The 15986-nt window shown below is 71.3% G+C and carries 16 protein-coding genes and 1 tRNA gene; 4 read left to right on the top strand and 13 right to left on the bottom strand.

Annotated features, from left to right (window positions below; genetic code table 11):
• Positions 1-17: 17 nt before the first annotated feature.
• Complete coding sequence (locus N1031_RS13550; RefSeq protein ID WP_259480225.1) at positions 18-1031, top strand: LacI family DNA-binding transcriptional regulator; 1014 nt, start codon at positions 18-20, stop codon at positions 1029-1031.
• Here the strand turns inward: N1031_RS13550 and N1031_RS13545 are convergent.
• The 4 genes from N1031_RS13545 to N1031_RS13530 form a co-directional block, all read right to left on the bottom strand.
• Positions 1018-2961, bottom strand: coding sequence for a family 43 glycosylhydrolase (locus N1031_RS13545; protein WP_259480224.1), 1944 nt, complete (start codon positions 2959-2961; stop codon positions 1018-1020). The genes N1031_RS13550 and N1031_RS13545 overlap by 14 nt on opposite strands.
• Before the next feature lie 181 nt (positions 2962-3142).
• Positions 3143-3940, bottom strand: a complete 798-nt coding sequence (locus N1031_RS13540; protein WP_259480223.1) for an alpha/beta hydrolase — start codon at positions 3938-3940, stop codon at positions 3143-3145.
• Positions 3941-3978: 38 nt separating this feature from the next.
• Entirely contained in the window at positions 3979-5034 is a 1056-nt protein-coding gene (locus N1031_RS13535; protein WP_259480222.1) for a helix-turn-helix transcriptional regulator, read from the bottom strand.
• 78 nt (positions 5035-5112) lie between these two features.
• Entirely contained in the window at positions 5113-6021 is a 909-nt protein-coding gene (locus N1031_RS13530) for a LysR family transcriptional regulator (RefSeq protein ID WP_259480221.1), read from the bottom strand.
• A gap of 93 nt (positions 6022-6114) precedes the next feature.
• Between N1031_RS13530 and N1031_RS13525 the strand changes: the two genes are divergently transcribed.
• Complete coding sequence (locus N1031_RS13525) at positions 6115-6408, top strand: CBU_0592 family membrane protein (RefSeq protein ID WP_259480220.1); 294 nt, start codon at positions 6115-6117, stop codon at positions 6406-6408.
• Here the strand turns inward: N1031_RS13525 and N1031_RS13520 are convergent.
• Positions 6368-6826: a MarR family winged helix-turn-helix transcriptional regulator gene (locus N1031_RS13520; protein WP_259480219.1), complete on the bottom strand. Its 459-nt coding sequence runs from the start codon at positions 6824-6826 to the stop codon at positions 6368-6370. The two genes, N1031_RS13525 and N1031_RS13520, sit on opposite strands and share 41 nt — an antisense overlap.
• Positions 6827-6888: 62 nt before the next feature.
• Between N1031_RS13520 and N1031_RS13515 the strand changes: the two genes are divergently transcribed.
• On the top strand, positions 6889-7257 hold the full coding sequence (locus N1031_RS13515; RefSeq protein WP_259480218.1) for a VOC family protein: 369 nt from the start codon (positions 6889-6891) through the stop codon (positions 7255-7257).
• A 121-nt stretch (positions 7258-7378) separates the two neighbouring features.
• Positions 7379-9733: a CocE/NonD family hydrolase gene (locus N1031_RS13510; RefSeq protein WP_259480217.1), complete on the top strand. Its 2355-nt coding sequence runs from the start codon at positions 7379-7381 to the stop codon at positions 9731-9733.
• A gap of 48 nt (positions 9734-9781) precedes the next feature.
• Here the strand turns inward: N1031_RS13510 and N1031_RS13505 are convergent, their stop codons facing one another.
• The 8 genes from N1031_RS13505 to gltX all read right to left on the bottom strand — a co-directional run bounded on the left by N1031_RS13505 (position 9782) and on the right by gltX (position 15885).
• Positions 9782-10414: a hypothetical protein gene (locus N1031_RS13505; protein WP_259480216.1), complete on the bottom strand. Its 633-nt coding sequence runs from the start codon at positions 10412-10414 to the stop codon at positions 9782-9784.
• Between the two features lie 81 nt (positions 10415-10495).
• Entirely contained in the window at positions 10496-11026 is a 531-nt protein-coding gene (locus N1031_RS13500; RefSeq protein ID WP_259480215.1) for a hypothetical protein, read from the bottom strand.
• A 129-nt stretch (positions 11027-11155) separates the two neighbouring features.
• A tRNA-Gln gene (locus N1031_RS13495) sits at positions 11156-11227 on the bottom strand.
• Between the two features lie 123 nt (positions 11228-11350).
• A complete protein-coding gene (locus N1031_RS13490; RefSeq protein WP_310795697.1) occupies positions 11351-11776 on the bottom strand; it encodes a VOC family protein in 426 nt (141 codons plus the stop codon).
• Complete coding sequence (locus N1031_RS13485) at positions 11763-12413, bottom strand: putative glycolipid-binding domain-containing protein (RefSeq protein WP_259480214.1); 651 nt, start codon at positions 12411-12413, stop codon at positions 11763-11765. The genes N1031_RS13490 and N1031_RS13485 overlap by 14 nt, the downstream gene beginning before the upstream one ends.
• A gap of 87 nt (positions 12414-12500) precedes the next feature.
• Complete coding sequence (locus N1031_RS13480; RefSeq protein ID WP_310795696.1) at positions 12501-13208, bottom strand: DedA family protein; 708 nt, start codon at positions 13206-13208, stop codon at positions 12501-12503.
• Positions 13209-13369: 161 nt separating this feature from the next.
• A complete protein-coding gene (locus N1031_RS13475) occupies positions 13370-14374 on the bottom strand; it encodes an NAD(P)/FAD-dependent oxidoreductase (RefSeq protein ID WP_259480213.1) in 1005 nt (334 codons plus the stop codon).
• Positions 14371-15885 carry a glutamate--tRNA ligase gene (gltX, locus tag N1031_RS13470; RefSeq protein ID WP_259480212.1) on the bottom strand — a complete coding sequence of 505 codons (1515 nt, stop codon included), beginning with the start codon at positions 15883-15885 and terminating at the stop codon, positions 14371-14373. Before gltX ends, N1031_RS13475 begins: the two co-directional genes overlap by 4 nt.
• Positions 15886-15986: the final 101 nt, after the last annotated feature.

Raw genomic sequence — 15986 nt, 5'->3', positions numbered from 1 at the left:
TCGCCCGACGGGGAGCCATGGTCGCCAAACCCAGCACACTGGGCGACGTCGCCCGACTGGCGCAGGTGTCGATCGGCACCGCGTCGAAAGCCCTGAACGGGCGCGGGTCGATGCGCCCGGCCACCCGGCAGCGCGTGCAGGAAGCCGCCGCGGCGCTGCGCTTCAGCGTGGCGGGGCCGGTGCTGCAGGCCGCGCTGCGCCCGCGGAGCGGCACCGTGGGCCTCCTCACCGACGACCCCGGCGGGCGGTTCGCCCTCCCCATCCTCACCGGGGTCGAGGATGCGCTCGGTCCCGATCACCTCTCGGTGCTGCTCTGCGACACCCGGGGCGACCTCGCGCGCGAGCAGCACCACCTGCGCGCGCTGCTCGCCCGCGGGGTCGACGGCCTGATCGTGGTGGGGCACCGCGGCGATCCTCGCCCTCCGCTCGCGACTCCCCCGCCGGTTCCGGTCGTCTACGCGCTCAGCCCGTCGCGCGATCCCCGCGACGTCTCGGTGGCCGGTGACGACCACGCGGCCGGCGCCCTGGCCGCCCGTCACGTGCTCGCGCTCGGCCGGAGGAGGGTCGTGATCGTCGGCGGCGACCCGCGCTACGCGGCCGCGCTCCGCCGGGCCGACGGGGCGGTGGCGGCGCTCGCCTCGGCGGGTCTCGAGGCCGCCGCCCCTCCGGTGTTCGGTGCCTGGTCGGAGGAGTGGGGCCGGGCGGCGGTGCACCGCCTGCTCGATCGCGGCACCGGTCTCGACGCCGTGCTCTGCGGCAGCGATCAGATCGCCCGCGGGGCGGTCGACGCCCTCCTCGCGCGGGGCCGGCGCATCCCGCTCGACGTGGCGGTCGTGGGCCACGACAACTGGGAGGAGCTGGCCGCGCACGCGAGCCCCGCGGTCACCTCCGTCGATCTCAATCTGGCGGGCATCGGCGAACGTGCCGCGGAGCTGCTGACCGAGGCGTGGGCCGGGGCCGGTCAGCGGGCGGGCACAGAGCTCGTGCCCGCCCGCCTGGTGGTGCGGGCGACGACCGTCACGGGGTCGTGATCGCCGACCAGCCCGACCAGCTCGTGCCGTTCCAGGTCTTGCGGTGGATGTCGCCGCTGCCGTCGCGCACGAACACGTCGATGAGGTCGTTCGCCCGCGAGACGACTCCCGGCGACGAAGCGGCACCGCCGCTCGGGGCGCCGAGGCTCTGCCAGGTGCTCCAGCCGCCCGCCGTCGTCCAGTAGCGCTCGTAGACGTTGCCGTCTCGCGCGGTGCCGTAGACGTGGATGCGGTCGGCGCCCCAGTCGGCCGCGGACAGGTTGGAGACGATGCCACCGCCGGCCGAACCCAGGTTCTGCCACGAGCTCCAGTTCGCGCCGTCCCAGCGGGTGACCGCGATGGTGTTGCCGGCGGTGCGCACGAACACGTCGGTGCGGTCGAAGGTGCGCGAGACCGCGGCGGGTGCCGAGAGGGCCCCTCCCGTCGGCGCTCCGAGGTCGCGCCACCCCGACCATCCGGTGCCCGACGACCACCAGCGCTCGTAGATGCGGCCCGACAGCTCGTTCGTCGAGGGATTGAGCCCGGTGCCCCGCACGTACACGTTCTGGCGGTCGATCCCCCAGGTGGAGGCCGAGGGCGCCGAGGTGGCCCCACCCGAGGGGGTGCCGAGGGTCTGCCAGGCCGACCAGGCGCCTCCCGTGGTCCAGGTCTGCGCGATCGAGCCGTCGAGGCGGGTGGTGTAGAGATCGATCACGTTCGTGGTGTGGGAGTGGGCGGTGGGGTTCGCGATCGTGCGCACCCCGCCGTCGCCCATGGCGGTCCAGCCGCTCCACCCGCCGCTCACCGTCCAGGTGGAGCGCCGCACCTGCCCGTCGCCGGTGCGGGTGAACAGGGCGAGCGAGTCGGTCGCGGCCGAGGTCACCGCGGGCGCGGCGTTCACCGTGCCGGGGTCGCCTGAGGGCAGCGCGATCGTGCTGCCGACCGCCTGCGGCGAGCCGAACACGGGGGTGTCGCCCGACCAGGTCACCTGCTTGGCCATGAGTCGCCGGTCGTTGCCGTCGAAGGTCGTCGCCGTCGTGGTCTTCACGTGGTAGGCCACCCAGTCCTGCGTGCCGTCGGGCGACTTGAACCAGGTCATGGAGCCGGGCCCGTACGAGCCGACGGCGTCGTTGCGGCTGATCACGCAGCCGGGCGACTCCGTCCACGACCCCGGCAGGGTGAGGTCGGCGCCGAGCGTCGCGGTCATCATGCCCACGCAGTAGTTCGGGTCTTCGTAACCCCCGGCCGAGAAGATGTTGTACACCTTCGTGCCGCGCACGAGGATGTTCGACCCCTCGTTGAAGCACCGGCCGCCCGCGCACTCCCAGCCCGACGACGCCGGGGCGTTGATCTCGGTCCAGCCGGTCGTGAGGGTCCATGGATCACTCGCCTTGGCCGCCCAGATGCGTTCGCCGTAGGTCTGGAACATGTAGAGCTGGCTGCCCACCAGCGCCGGCCCCGCGGCGTAGCCGTTGTTGTTGACCACACCAGGGATGTAGGCCTTGAAGCTGTAGGTGCTGAGCGGGTCATTCGTCGCGCTCTCCACCACGAACGAGCGCGACTGGGCCTGGTTTCCGTTGTCGCCCTGCATGTAGATGTACCAGTGACCGCCGTAGGGGAAGAGGTAGCCGCCCCAGCCCACCCGGCAGCAGATGTCGGGCATCGACGGCGGCGGCGACCACACGCTGATGTCGGCGCCGTCGGCCAGCCCCGAGAGGCTCGCGGCCACGCGCATCCGCACCTCGGCGCCGGAGTGGTCGCCGTTGTAGAGCATGTAGTACTTGCCGTTGTAGGTGTGGATGTCGGGGTCGGCGCCGGTGCCCGGCACGAGCGGCAGGGTGGCGACGGTCGTGGGCGTGGCGGCGACGGCCGCCTGCGGCACGGCCGGTGCCACGATCAGGGCCGCGACGAGCGCGAGCAGCGCGGCGAGGAGGGGAATGCGTTTCTTCATCGAAGCTCCCGGGGTTCGGCCGCCGGGCGTCGGCGGCGCGACCACGGTACGAATCCGCGCGCTCGGGGGTCAAGGAAAAGGTGGGAAACCCTCACGCCCCCGCGGGTGCGGGCGGCGCGGTGGGCGCGGCCGGCGCGGTGAAGCGTTGCGCGAAGTCGAGCGACACCTGCGCCACCTCCTCCTAGCCGTGGTCGATCACGAGCGAGTGCCCACGGTCGGGAATCTCGACGTATTCGGTGACCCCCGGGTTCTTCGCCTGGCGCGCGAAGGCCGCCTTCTGGATGGCCGGCGGCGCCGTGTTGTCGCCCACGCCGGCGATGATGAGCAGCGGGCCCCTGGCCGGTGTGCGGTAGTCGGCCTTGGCCTCGGTGAAGGGGTTGAGGTTCGCGGTCGCGGCCTGGAACAGCGGGGCGCCGGACGCGGGCACGTGGTAGGTCTCGTAGAGTTCGCGCGCCTCGGCCTCGTCGAGGTGGTTCGCCCATCCGAAGCGGAACTGCTCGAAGGTGAGCGTGACGGCGCGCTTGCGGTTGCCGAGATCACCCAGCACCGGCCTGGCCGACTTGAGCGATTCGGGCGGCAGCGGCAGCACCCCGCGAAAGGGAGCGCCGTCGATCGACACGGTCGCGGCGGCGACGCCTTCGCCCGCGATCTTCTGAGCGATCAGTCCCCCGAAGGAGTGACCGATGACGACGGGAGGGCGCTCCAGCGCCCGGATGCAGTCCAGGAAGTGGTCGGTCACCCCCTGCACCATCTTGTGGGCGAACACCTCGGGGTCGGCGAGCGCCTCCTCCACCGTCGCCGGGTCGTCGGGCCAGCCGGGCGCGACCGCGACGAAGCCGTTGCGCTCGTACAGCTCGCACCACCGCTGCCAGCTCGAGGCCAGCAACCACAGCCCGTGCACGAACACGACGGGCGGGCGGCCCGAGTCGTTGGCCCGTTCGACGGCCGCTGTCTCGCGCTCGGTGACGACGGATCGCATAATCTCCCCCTGGGTGTCGGTGACGGTTCAGGAGGACGCTATCGACGGGCGGCGACCCCTGTCGTTGACCCGTCGTGCAAGGCGCTGTGCCCACTGTGCACCGAGTCCGCGGCCGCGGCCCTCCACTCGCTGGGGGTCACTCCGTAGCGGGTGCGGAACGCGCGCGAGAAGGTGGAGTGCTCGGTGAACCCGCATCGCCGGGCGACGGCGCTCACCCCGAGATCGGCGCAGGCGGGATCGTGCAGGGCGGCAGCGGCCCTCCGGAGGCGCTCGGTGCGCACCCACTCGCCGAGCGGCACGTCGAGCTCGGCAAGCACGAGGTAGAGGGTGCGGCGGGAGATGCTGAACCTCGTCGCGATCGATTCGGCCGAGAGCTCGGGATCGGTGACGTTCGATCGCAAGTGCTGCATCACGCGCATCCCGAGCGTCTCGCGCAGCGCGCCCCGGCCCACCGCGTCGTCGCCCGCGGCGGTGGCCAGCAGGGCGCGCACGAGCGCTGCGGTGGGTTCGGTCACCGCGGCGTCCGCCTGGCGATCAAGTGCGGGCAGGGCGGCGAGCGCTGCGAGGTGCGCGCGCAGCACCGGCGCCAGTGGAGCCGTTCCGAGGTCTCGTCCGACGAGACCGCCGAGCAGCCGGTTCGGCAGCCCCACGCGGTCGAGAGACAGCGTGAGGGAGCTCAGCTCCGCTCGCGCGCTCACCGCGGTGCGCCAGGGGCGGATGCTCCACGTGGCGCAGATCGACCCGTCGCGCCCGCGCAGCTGCCGGCCGCCCTGCTCGAGACGTGCCGCTCCGTGGAGCACCATCAGCGACAACTGGGGCTCGGACTGGTCGCGGGCGAGCTTCTCGGTGCGCTCGCTCACCACGTTGCGGATCGTCATGTCGGCCATGCCGAACTCTCCGAAACCACGTGACGCGAGGTCGAAGACCACGGGCTCCGCGGCGTCGACGGTGGCGAGGTCGAACGGCACCAGACTCCGGTGCGCCGCCTCGGTGATGACCTGCAGGCCCTCGTCGTGCCCCAGCGCCCCGATGCTGAACCGCTCCACCGGTGGGCGCGGCAGGGAACCGGATGCGGATGAGATGGTGGCGCCCATGCCCCCATCCTGAGGCCATCGACGCTCGCCGTCGAGGGCGACCAGGCTCCACCCACCCTGCCCACCCGGGCGCTCGCCCTAGCCCGACGCCGTCGCGCGGGCCTCTCCCGCGACCCGCCGCAGCGCATCCGTGGCCGTCGCCACCGCCGCAGAGATCCGGCCGGCGGCGGTGCGGGCGGCGATGCGGCGGTGTCCGAGATGGCCGATCTCGAGCATCGCGACCCCCTCCTCGCGCCCGTGCGGCAGCGCGAGCGCCGGGAGGACGGCCGCCGCGAGACCCGCTCGCACGAGCGCCAGCGCCACCGTGTACTCGGTGCACTCGTGCTCGACGCGCAAGGTCGCCCCTTCGGCGGCTTCGAGCCTGGCCAGCGGCTCGCGGCCCGGCGAGCCTTCGGGGTGTCCCACCCAGGGCACGTCCATCAGCTCGGCCGCCGTGGCCGGCCGCGGCCAGTCGGCGGGGATGACTATGCGATACGGGTCGTCGCACACCAGGGTCTCGGCGATGCCGTCGGGCAGCGTATCGTCGCCGTGCTTGACGAGGGCGAGGTCGAGGGTTCCGGCCAGCAGCGCCGCGTGGGTGGCCGCGAGGTCGCCCCGCGACTCCGTCACGCGCAGGTGAACGGGATGCTCCGACTCGCGCAGGAGCCGGGCGGCGGGCACCGCGAGGGCGTCGACGACCGACGGGAAGGCCCCGACGGTCACGGTGCGCTGCCGCTCACCGGCGAGTTCGCGCAGGTCTTCCCGGGCGTCGCGGAGCTCGGCGGCGATCGCGTCGGCCCGCTCGCACAATCGCGTGCCCGCCACCGTGAGCCGCGCCCGGCCGGAGGTCGAGCGGTCGACGAGGCGGAGCCCGGTCTCGCGCTCGAGCTTCGCGAGCTGCTGCGACACCGCAGAGGGACTGATGTGGAGGGCGGCGGATGCGGCGAGCACGCCCCCGCAGTCGCGCACGGCCCGCAGGGTCATGAGTCGTCGGACATCGAGTTCCATGAAGCCCACCTTCACTCCTGCTTCACGAGATCGAACTACCTCTGAAGCTCATCTGAATGCAAGTCTGGTCGAGACCGGCGAAAGGGGCAAGCGATGGACGTTCTCATCAGCATCATCGGATGGTGCGGCACCATCCTGCTGCTGCTCGCCTACGCCCTTCTCACCGCTCGCCGGCTCCGCGCATCCGGAGCCCTCTACCAGGCGATGAACCTCGTCGGCGGGCTCGCGCTGCTGCTCAACACGGCCTACGCCGGCGCCTGGCCGTCGGCGGCGCTCAACCTCGTATGGTTCGGCATCGGTGCGGCGGGCCTGCTCCGCACGCGGCGGATCCGGGGCGATCTCGGTGTCAGTGACCGGCCTCCGGCAGCGGCGCGCGAAGAGCGGTGACCATGCTGCGCAGGATGCGGAGGGCGGCCGTGCGGTCCGCCTCGCCCAGCCCCGCGAGCATCCGGAGTTCGACCGAGCGCACGGCGGCGGTGGCCCGCTCGAGGCTGGAACGGCCCGCGGGAGTGAGCCGGGCGGGCAGCGCCTTGCCGACCGGGGCCTCGGCGGGGCGGGTGACGAAGCCGTCGCGCTCGAGCGACTGCAGCAGCACGTTCATCGACTGTCGGGTGACGAAGGCTCCGCGTGCGAGCTCGGAGTTCGACAGGCCAGGCCGCTGGGCGAGGAGTTCGAGGCAGGAGTAGTGGGTGATGGTCATGCCGAGCGGCTTGAGCACCTCCTCCATCGCGGCGCGCAGGGCGCTGGAGGCCTCCTTGAGGAGGTAGCCCAGGGAGGTGTCGAGATCGATGCCGTCTTGACTCATGTCAGTATTCTGACATAGTGTTGTGGGTGTCAGCTAACTGACACAGATTGCAAGGAGCATCCATGCCCGTCACCGGCCCCGACTTCCTCTCCCTCCAGGTGCGCGACCTCAGCGCCTCGCAGGCGTTCTACGAGCACTACCTCGGTCTCGTCCGCTCGCCCGCCGGGCCCCCGCACGCCGTGGTGTTCACGACCGCGCCCATCGCCTTCGCGCTCCGCGACCTGGTGCCGGGCACCGACCTCGACGCCGTCGAGCAGCCCGGTGTGGGCACGGCGCTGTGGATGCACGCGACCGACGTGCAGGCCGTCCACGACGCGCTCGCGGCCGACGGGCACCGCATCGTGTCGGCCCCGATCGACGGCCCGTTCGGCCGCACCTTCACCTTCGCCGACCCCGACGGCTACCACGTCACCCTGCACGACCGCTCCTGAGCCGCGCCGGGTGCGGGTGGGCTGCGCCGGGTACGGGTGGGGGTGCGCCGCACCGATAGGCTCGGGGTGCAGGTAACAGGATGCGAGTCGCGACGCGCTCGCCCAGCACCCAGGGGGCATCGTGACCGTATTCCGGCGCGCGGCGACGGCGACCGTCGCACTGGTAGTGATCGCGGGGGCGTTCAGCGCGACACCGGCGATGGCCGCATCCGTCACCACCACAGCCCCCGCGACACCCGCATCCGTCGCCTCCGTCGCCGACGGCACCACCCACGCCGAGAACCCCTCCGTGCCCGAGGGCGCCGCCTGGACGGAGCACTACTTCCCCTCCCCCGTCGCCTCCTCCAACGGCGACCCCGTCACCCTCCACGCCGACGTGCTGCGCCCCGAGGGTCTCGCCGCCGACGCGCAGACCCCCGTGATCATGTCGATCGGCCCGTACTTCTCGCACTCCGGCATGAACGAGGACACCCACCCCAAGCACACCGGCCCCTCGGCCCGCTTCACCGACCTCATCGAGGGCGCCGGCCTCATGGAGCGCGGCTACACCTTCGTCTACGTCGACCTGCGCGGCTTCGGCGGCAGCACCGGATGCATCGACTGGCAGGGCCCCGGCGAGCAGGCCGACGTGGTGGCCGCGGTCGAGTGGGCGGCGCAGCAGTCGTGGTCGACGGGCGCCGTCGGACTGTACGGCAAGTCGTACGACGCCTCCACCGGCCTCATCGGCATCAACGAGCAGCCCGAGGGCCTCAAGGCCGTCGTCGCCCAGGAGCCGTCGTGGAGCGGCTACGACTACCTCGTCACCAACGACGTGCCGCGGCCCCAGCAGGTGGCGAGCCCCCAGGCCTACCTCGACATCGCGAACCTGCCCGGTGTCGACCGGTCGTACCAGAAGGACGGCTACGACATCGCACCCGACACCGACACCTACCTCACCAACGCCGCCTACGAGAAGACGCACCCCGAGTGCGCCACCACCCTCATGAGCGAGACCAAGGAGACCGACCGCACGAGCGCCTTCTGGAGCGTGCGCGACCTGCCGGCCAACGTGGGCGGCTCGAGCATCCCGCTCGTCTTCACCCAGGGCCTCACCGAGCAGAACACCAAGCCCGAGAGCATGCAGGAGTACCTCGACAACCACACCGGCGAGGTGCGCTCGTGGCTCGGCCCGTGGGACCACGTGCGCGGCAACGAGCGCGACGGCGACGGCGTGCTGCAGATGGGCCGCAGCACCTGGTTCGACGAGGTGATCGACTTCTACGACGACCACCTGGTGTCGAAGACGACCGAGCTCGACTCGTACGCCTACATCCAGGACAACTTCGGCCACTGGCGGGCTCAGGATGCGTGGGGCACCGCCACCAAGGACGTCTCGGTCGCGCTGCGGCCAGGCTCCTACCTCGACACCGGCCGCGGAACGGTCACCGACCCCGACCCCGGCACGCCCGAGCCGAGCCCGAACCCTCTGCTCGTGCTCGCCGACGACGCGACCGATCCCGACTCCACCGACCCCGGCGCCGCCGAGGACGAGGGCCCGCTCACCAACGACCAGGCGCTCGGCAACCTCACCATCTCGGCCCCCGTGCGCACCGAGGTGCGCCTCACGGGCACCCCGACCGTCGAGCTGCACACCGAGGGCACCGGCAACGTGGCGGTGCAGCTGTGGGACGTGGCGCCCGACCGCACGGCCGTCACGATCAACAGCAGCGTCTCGAAGCTCTCCGCCGACGGCGTGACGAGCTTCGGCCTGCTCGGCATGGACTGGACCCTCGCGCCCGGCCACGCGCTCGGCGTGACCTTCGACTCCATCGACTGGGGCTTCTGGGTGCCTCAGCCGAGCGGCGAGCGGGTGACGGTCACGAGCGGCACGGTGTCGCTGGCCGTGGAACCCACCACCGCCGACGTGCCCGCCGACGGTGGCCGTGCGCCGTACCTCGACGAGTACATCCAGCACAACACCTGGGACGACCCGATGCCGGCCGCCCCGGCCACCTTCGTGCTGTCGGCGGCGACGGGGTCGCTCGCGTCGGCGTCGGATGCGTCGTCGGTCACGGCGGGGACCGCCGTCGAGGTGACGGGGGCGGGCTACGACCCGGGCGCGCCTGTGGCGCTGTCGGCGTCGTTCGCGGGCGGGGCACCCGAGACCGTGACGACGGATGCGGACGGGACGTTCCGCGCATCCGTCACCGTTCCGTCGGAGACGGCTCCCGGCGCCGCGACCCTCACCGCGACGGCCGAAGACGGGGGCACGTCGTCCGTGCAGGTGATCGTGGTGGCCGCCGAGGTGCCGACACCGAGCCCCACGCCCACCCCGTCGACCAGCCCGGCGTCCGACGCCGGAACTCAGCCGGCCGCGCTGGCCGCCACCGGCGCCGCCGCCGGCCCGCTGGCGCTGGGCGCCGGTGCGGCCGCGCTCGCGCTCCTCGCCGGCGCCGGTCTCGTGCTGCTACGCCGACGCGCCGCCTCGCGGCAGTAGCGTCCACCCCGACGGGCGCTGGCGCTCCACACCGCCGCGAGGCAGTCATCACACCCGCACGTGGTTCGACCGCAGCGCGACGATCTCGCCCCTCAGAACCTCGACCCGCTCGGCTCCGAGCGGCCAGACCGACAGCGGCCACCCGCCGAGCACGGCCGACTCCACCTGCATCGTCGTCGCACCCCACCGCACGACGAACCGGAGCGAGTGGGTGCGCAGAGCTCCGTTCCACGTCGTGACCGTGCGGACGTCCACGACATCGCTCCAGGGGAACACCAGTTGAGCGACGGGCTCCGCGCGACCGGAGAAGAACACGAGGTGGCGGTCGTCGGCCGCGAGCGTGAGCGCCCACGGGAGGTCGTGCCGCACCGGCGGGTGCACGGTGCGCCGTAGCTCGTCGGCGAGTCGGCCGGTGCGGTGCACTGCCACGAGGATCTGCCAGTCGTGGGCACTCGCGAGTCGGCGCGCCCGCGCGGTCCAGCCACCGGCGACGGACATCACGGCAGACACCAACACCATCAGGACGGGAACAGCGACCACGATCCCGGCGACGAGCACCGCTGTCTCCGCCGCAGCCCAGCCCTCCGCCCGCGATCGCACCATCCGCGCGGCCAGGAACCACCCCGAACACGACACGACGGCAGCGCAGACCGCCAGCAGAAAGCTGCGCTTGTCGGTCACATCGCCGCCTTCCCCCGGTGGTCGCACGTGACACCATCATGCGGCATGCATGCCGCTGTATGAGGCGATGGTGGCGCGTGCTCAGCTCTGCGGCACCGAGATCACCTGCACGGCGAGCGTGGCCGTGCGAGCGCCGGGAGCCGCGATCGAGAACTGCACCACGCCCACCACGGTGGCGAAGCCGAGTCCGCTCGCGGATCCGAACCTGCACGAGAACGCGATGCTGTCGCCGTCGGCGAGGGGATCGGTGCTGACCAGCGTGGCGAGACCGTCCCCGGCCGAGAGTGCCCACGCGGCGCCGACGTCGAACGAGCCGACGGAGACGTCGTCGGTGTCGGACTGGTAAGGAACACTGACCGTCACCGGTCCCTGGGTGGCGCGGCCGGTGTTGTTGCTCACCGTCACCTGGACGGGCGCGCTGAGTGACGACGACCCTCGGCGGATGAACGCCGACGATGGGTTCGCCGCCACACCCAGCGGGTTCGTCTCGCCTCCACTGGCCGCGGCGGCCGGCGCGCTTGCCGCGGCGAGCACCACGGGCACCGCCCACACGGCTCCTAGTACCGTCCGCCTCGTCGCCCCGGTCGCCAAGGCCTTCTCGTCGTCCGCCATGCATCCGCCCCCATTTCGCTAGAGTCACACTCTAGTGGAAATGAGCGAATGGTGCGCAGCCCATCACGAGTTGCCCGCCAGCGTCGCCGCGCGCAGCAAAAAAGGCCCTCCGGAGAGGGCCTTCGCTTGCTGGGGTACCTGGACTCGAACCAAGAACAACTGAACCAGAATCAGCCGTGTTGCCAATTACACCATACCCCACCAGCCCCCACCGGAGCGTGGGCCGTCGAATACTCTAACCTATCGCGGCGCTCCCACCAAAAGCACCCCGGTACCGGTGCGGAGCGCCGCGATCGGCTCCGCGAGCCAGAGCTCGCCGGCTCGTCACAGGTACGGCCGGGTGATGAGCTCGAGGTAGTGTCCCGACGGGTCGAGCAGATACACCCCACGGCCGCCGTGCTCGGAGTTGGTCTCGCCCGGCCGGGTGCGCTGGGGGTCGGCCCAGTGCTCCTGGCCCCGGTCGACGATGGCGGCGTACGCCCGCTCGAAGTGATCGTCATCGACGAGGTAGGCGTAGTGCTGAGGCGGGAAGTCGATCGGTGGGGCGGCGAACTGCAGCAAGACGCCGTCGGCGATCTGGAGGTTGAGAAAAGGACCCCACGACGGCGCCTCCTCGGCTTCGAGCAGGTCACGGTAGAAGGCGGCCATCTCGGCGGCGTCTCGCGAGGCGATGATCGTGTGGTTGAAGCGGGCGGGCATCGTGGTCAGAATACCCGTCGGCGCGGCGGTGTCGAGGTCAGCCGCCTTCACGGGGCGTGATCCGCCGTCGTCGGGCGGGCGCCGAACGCCGACCGGGGTCGAGGGGGATGGGAGGTCGCACGGGGCTCTCCGCCGGCCTGAGCCGGTGGAAGAGACCGGGGTAGTCGACGACGAAACCCTCGTCGTCGACCACGATGTCGCGTGCGAACTCACTGTCGAGCGACTCGTACCGGTACAGCAGCGGTGCCAGCCGGGTGTATCGCTGGGGATCGGCGTGCACGTGCAGGGCGGGAACGTCGATCCAGGCGGTCACGATCTCGGCCGACTCACCGACCTCGAGGTCGAGACGGTGCACGGGCAGGGCGTTCGTGAAGGGCGTCGCGGCGATGTCGACGTCTGCGGCGCCGAGAAGCCCCGAGAGCACGTCGCCGTGGTCGTCGATCCACTGCCCCTCGGCCGAGACGTCGAGTTCGATGCTGCGGCGGGTGAGCGTCTCGGCCACGCTCACATAACGCGTTCGCCAGTGGGCATCGCACTCCACGCGGTAGTACACCTCGTAGCGGTCGGGTTCGAAGGCGGTGACGTGGCCGACGGCGACGCATCCGTCGGGTGTGAGGGTGACCGTCACGTCGTCGTGACCGATTCCGGAGGCATCGATCCACGAGATTTCGTGCAGTCCTGCCTCCACGCGCATCCTCTCCGGTGATCCCTCGTCGACCGTCTGCCCAGGAACCTACTCCTGCCGCAGGCGTTGCGGAGGATGATCCTCCGGGAGTCAGGCGTGTGGATCGGTCGCGGCGTCGGGGTCGGGGTCGGGGTCGGTCGTGGCGTCGGGGTTGGTCGGAGTCTCGCCGCGAGCGCGGCGGCGTTGCCGGAGGAACGTCACCAGCGCCGAGCCGACCGTCACGACCACGAGGCCGATGAGCACCCACTCGAGGTACTGCTCGACCACCGATGCGACGGCGGGAACGGAGCCGAGGGCATACCCGACGAGCAGAAGCCCGGCCGACCAGATCACCGCGCCGAGCGCGTTGAACCCCACGAAGTGGGTGTACCGCATCTTGCCCACACCCGCCGCGACGGGCGCGAAGGTGCGCACCACGGCGACGAAGCGTGCGAGCGTGACCGCCCATCCGCCGAATCGCGTGAAGAAGGCCTGGGTGCGCTCGACGTTCTTGCGGCTGAAGAAGCCGCTGTCGCGGCGCTCGAAGATCCCGGGGCCTGCGCGTCGGCCGATGACGAAGCCGAGCTGGTCACCGAGGAAGGCCGCCGCGCTGACCGCCAGCACCACGAGCGCGATCGGAACGGGGATGGCGCCCGTGTAGGTGAGGAGCCCGGTGAAGAACAGCAGGGTGTCTCCGGGCAGGAAGAACCCGATGAGCAGGCCGGTCTCGGCGAACACGATGGCGCACACGAGCAGGAGGCCCCAGGCACCGGCCCCTTGGATGGCGCCCTCCATGCCGAAGAGGTCTGCGGGTGCCATGTTTCGAGCCTACGCTTCTCGTGTCGGCTGATCGCTCAGCCGCGGTCCACCTGGCCGTTCACCTGCCACTCGTCGGCTCCTCGTCTGCCGCTCAGCGGCCCTTCAGCCGGCCTTCCACCCCGCCATTCAGGCATGCAACCCCGATGTGCTGCGCAGCCGGCCTAGGCCAGAGCTCCGAGCAGATGCCTGTTCACCGCGGCGGCCGTTCGCGCGCCCGCACCCGCAGCGACGATGAGCTGTTGCGGTCCTGGTGTCGTGAGGTCGCCGACCGCGAACAAGCCCTCCACCTCGGTCGCTCCGCCGTCGCCGACGACCACGTAACCGTTGCTGTCGAGCACCAGCTCGCCGGCCAGCGACTCGGCAAATCCGAGCGGAACCGACCACGACGGCCGCACGAATCCACCCGTGCGCTCGACGACCGTGCCGTCGGCGAGCACCACTCCGGTGAGACCCGAGCGGTCTCCCACCACGTCGGAGATCTCACGCCGTTCCACGGCGATCCCGCGCGCCGCGAGTCCCGCCTCTTCTTCCGCGGTGACGACCTCGGCCCCTCCGGTGAAGACGATGAGATCGTCGGTCACCTGCGAGACGAACAGCGCCCGCTCGGCGAGGTCGGGTGTCGAGCCGATGAGGGCCAGCGCTCCGTCGCTCTTCTCGAAGGCGTCGCACTCGATGCAGCTGTGAAGGCTCGTGCCGTAGTAGGCGCGGATGCTCGGCAGCGCGGGGAGGGTCTCCGCGAGCCCGCTCGCCAGCACCACCACGCGGGCGGTGACCTCACGATCGGCCGAGCCCCGCACGCCCCGCGCGGAGAGTGCGAATCTGGCCTCCGCAGAAACGTCGCCGGATACTGTCGCGGTGTCGTCGCTCCCTGGGTCCGGGTCGCCGCCATCGTCGTGAGCACCGTCGATCCGCCGGAGAGACGACACGAGACCCTGATGGAACTCCGCCGTCTCGTACGCCGCGAACTCCTCGCGCCCCAGACCTCGCAACTCGAGCGGCGACACACCGTCCCGCGTGAGGAACCCGTGCGAGACGAGGGTGGCCGAGTGTCGCGGCCGGTTGCTGTCGAGGATGAGCACCCTCCGGCGAGCGCGGACGAGGTTCAGCCCCGCGGACAGCCCCGCGGGGCCACCGCCGACGATCACGACGTCGTAGTGCTCGCTCACAGGGTGTTCACCAGGCGATCGAGGCGGGCGACCGTCTCGGCCTTGCCGAGGATCTCCATCGACTCGAACAGCGGCGGAGAGATGCGTCGGCCCGAGAGCGCCACCCGCAGCGGCCCGTAGGCCACTCGCGGCTTCAGCCCGAGTCCCTCGATGAGCGCCGAGGCGAGCGACCCCTGAATCGACTCCGTCGTCCACTCCGACACCGGCACCTCCTCGAGCGCGCCGATCGCGGCCGTCAGCACGAGGCCGGCGTTCTCGGTGAGCGAGCCCAGCGCATCCGGAGCGTACTCGAGCGCCTCGGCGGTGACGAAGAACGAGGCCAGGAGGTCGGGGGCCTCGCCGAGCAGGGCCATCCGGGTCTGCACGAGGGGCGCCACCGCCGCGAGCACGGCCGACTCAGACTCGCTGAGCGACTCACCCACGACCCCCGCCGCCTGCAGGTACGGCACCAGCCTCGACGCGAAATCGCTCACGTCGAGCAGCCGGATGTGGTCGCCGTCGATCGACTCGGCCTTCTTGAGGTCGAAGCGCGCCGGGTTGGGCAGCACGTCGACCACGTCGAACGCCGCCACCATCTCGTCGAGGGTGAACACGTCGCGGTCGGCCGCCAGCGACCAGCCGAGGAGCGCGAGGTAGTTCACGAGGCCCTCGGGGATGAAGCCGCGGTCTCGGTGGTGGAAGAGATTCGACTCGGGGTCGCGCTTGGAGAGCTTCTTGTTGCCCTCACCCATGACGTAAGGAAGATGACCGAAGCGCGGCACGAAGGTGGTGAGGCCGATGTCGATGAGCGCGTGGTACAGCGCAATCTGCCTGGGCGTCGACGAGAGCAGGTCTTCGCCGCGCAGCACGTGCGTGATGCCCATGATCGCGTCGTCGACCGGGTTCACGAGCGTGTAGAGCGGGTGCCCGTTCGGGCGCACGACCACGAAGTCGGTGAACGACCCGGCGGGGAAGGTGATCTCGCCACGCACGAGATCGTCGAACGAGAGATCGGTGTCGGGCACGCGCAGCCGCAGGGCGGGCTCGCGGCCCTCGGCACGGAACGCCGCACGCTGCTCGTCGGAGAGGGTGCGGTCGAAGTTGTCGTAGCCCAGCTGCTTCGCGCGGCCCGCGGCCTCGTTGCGGGCGTCGATCTCCTCGGCGGTCGAATAGCTCTCGTAGACGTGACCCGACTCGACCAGCCGGGCGATCACGTCGCGGTAGATCTCGGTGCGCTGCGACTGCCGGTAGGGCGCGTGCGGACCGCCGACATTCACCCCCTCGTCCCAGTCCAGACCGAGCCAGGTGAGCGCGTCGATGATCTGCTCGTAGCTCTCCTCGGAGTCCCTGGCCGCATCCGTGTCTTCGATGCGGAAGACGAGCTTGCCGCCGGTGTGCCGCGCGTAGGCCCAGTTGAACAGGGCTGTGCGCACGAGACCGACGTGGGGGGTGCCGGTGGGCGACGGGCAGAACCGAACGCGCACGTCGGGCCCGGAGGCGTTGGAGAAGGGGTGGGATGCTGTAGCGCTCATGACCCGCCAATTCTATGGGGGCGTCGGTTCCTGGGCGGGCTGAGTAGCGGCTACTTGTGGAGGGGAATGCGGGTTGTGCACAGCAGTGGCACGCTGAAGGA

The organism is Herbiconiux moechotypicola, assembly GCF_024979255.1.
Lineage (GTDB): Bacteria > Actinomycetota > Actinomycetes > Actinomycetales > Microbacteriaceae > Herbiconiux > Herbiconiux moechotypicola.
This window is presented reverse-complemented; position numbering and strand designations above follow the sequence as displayed.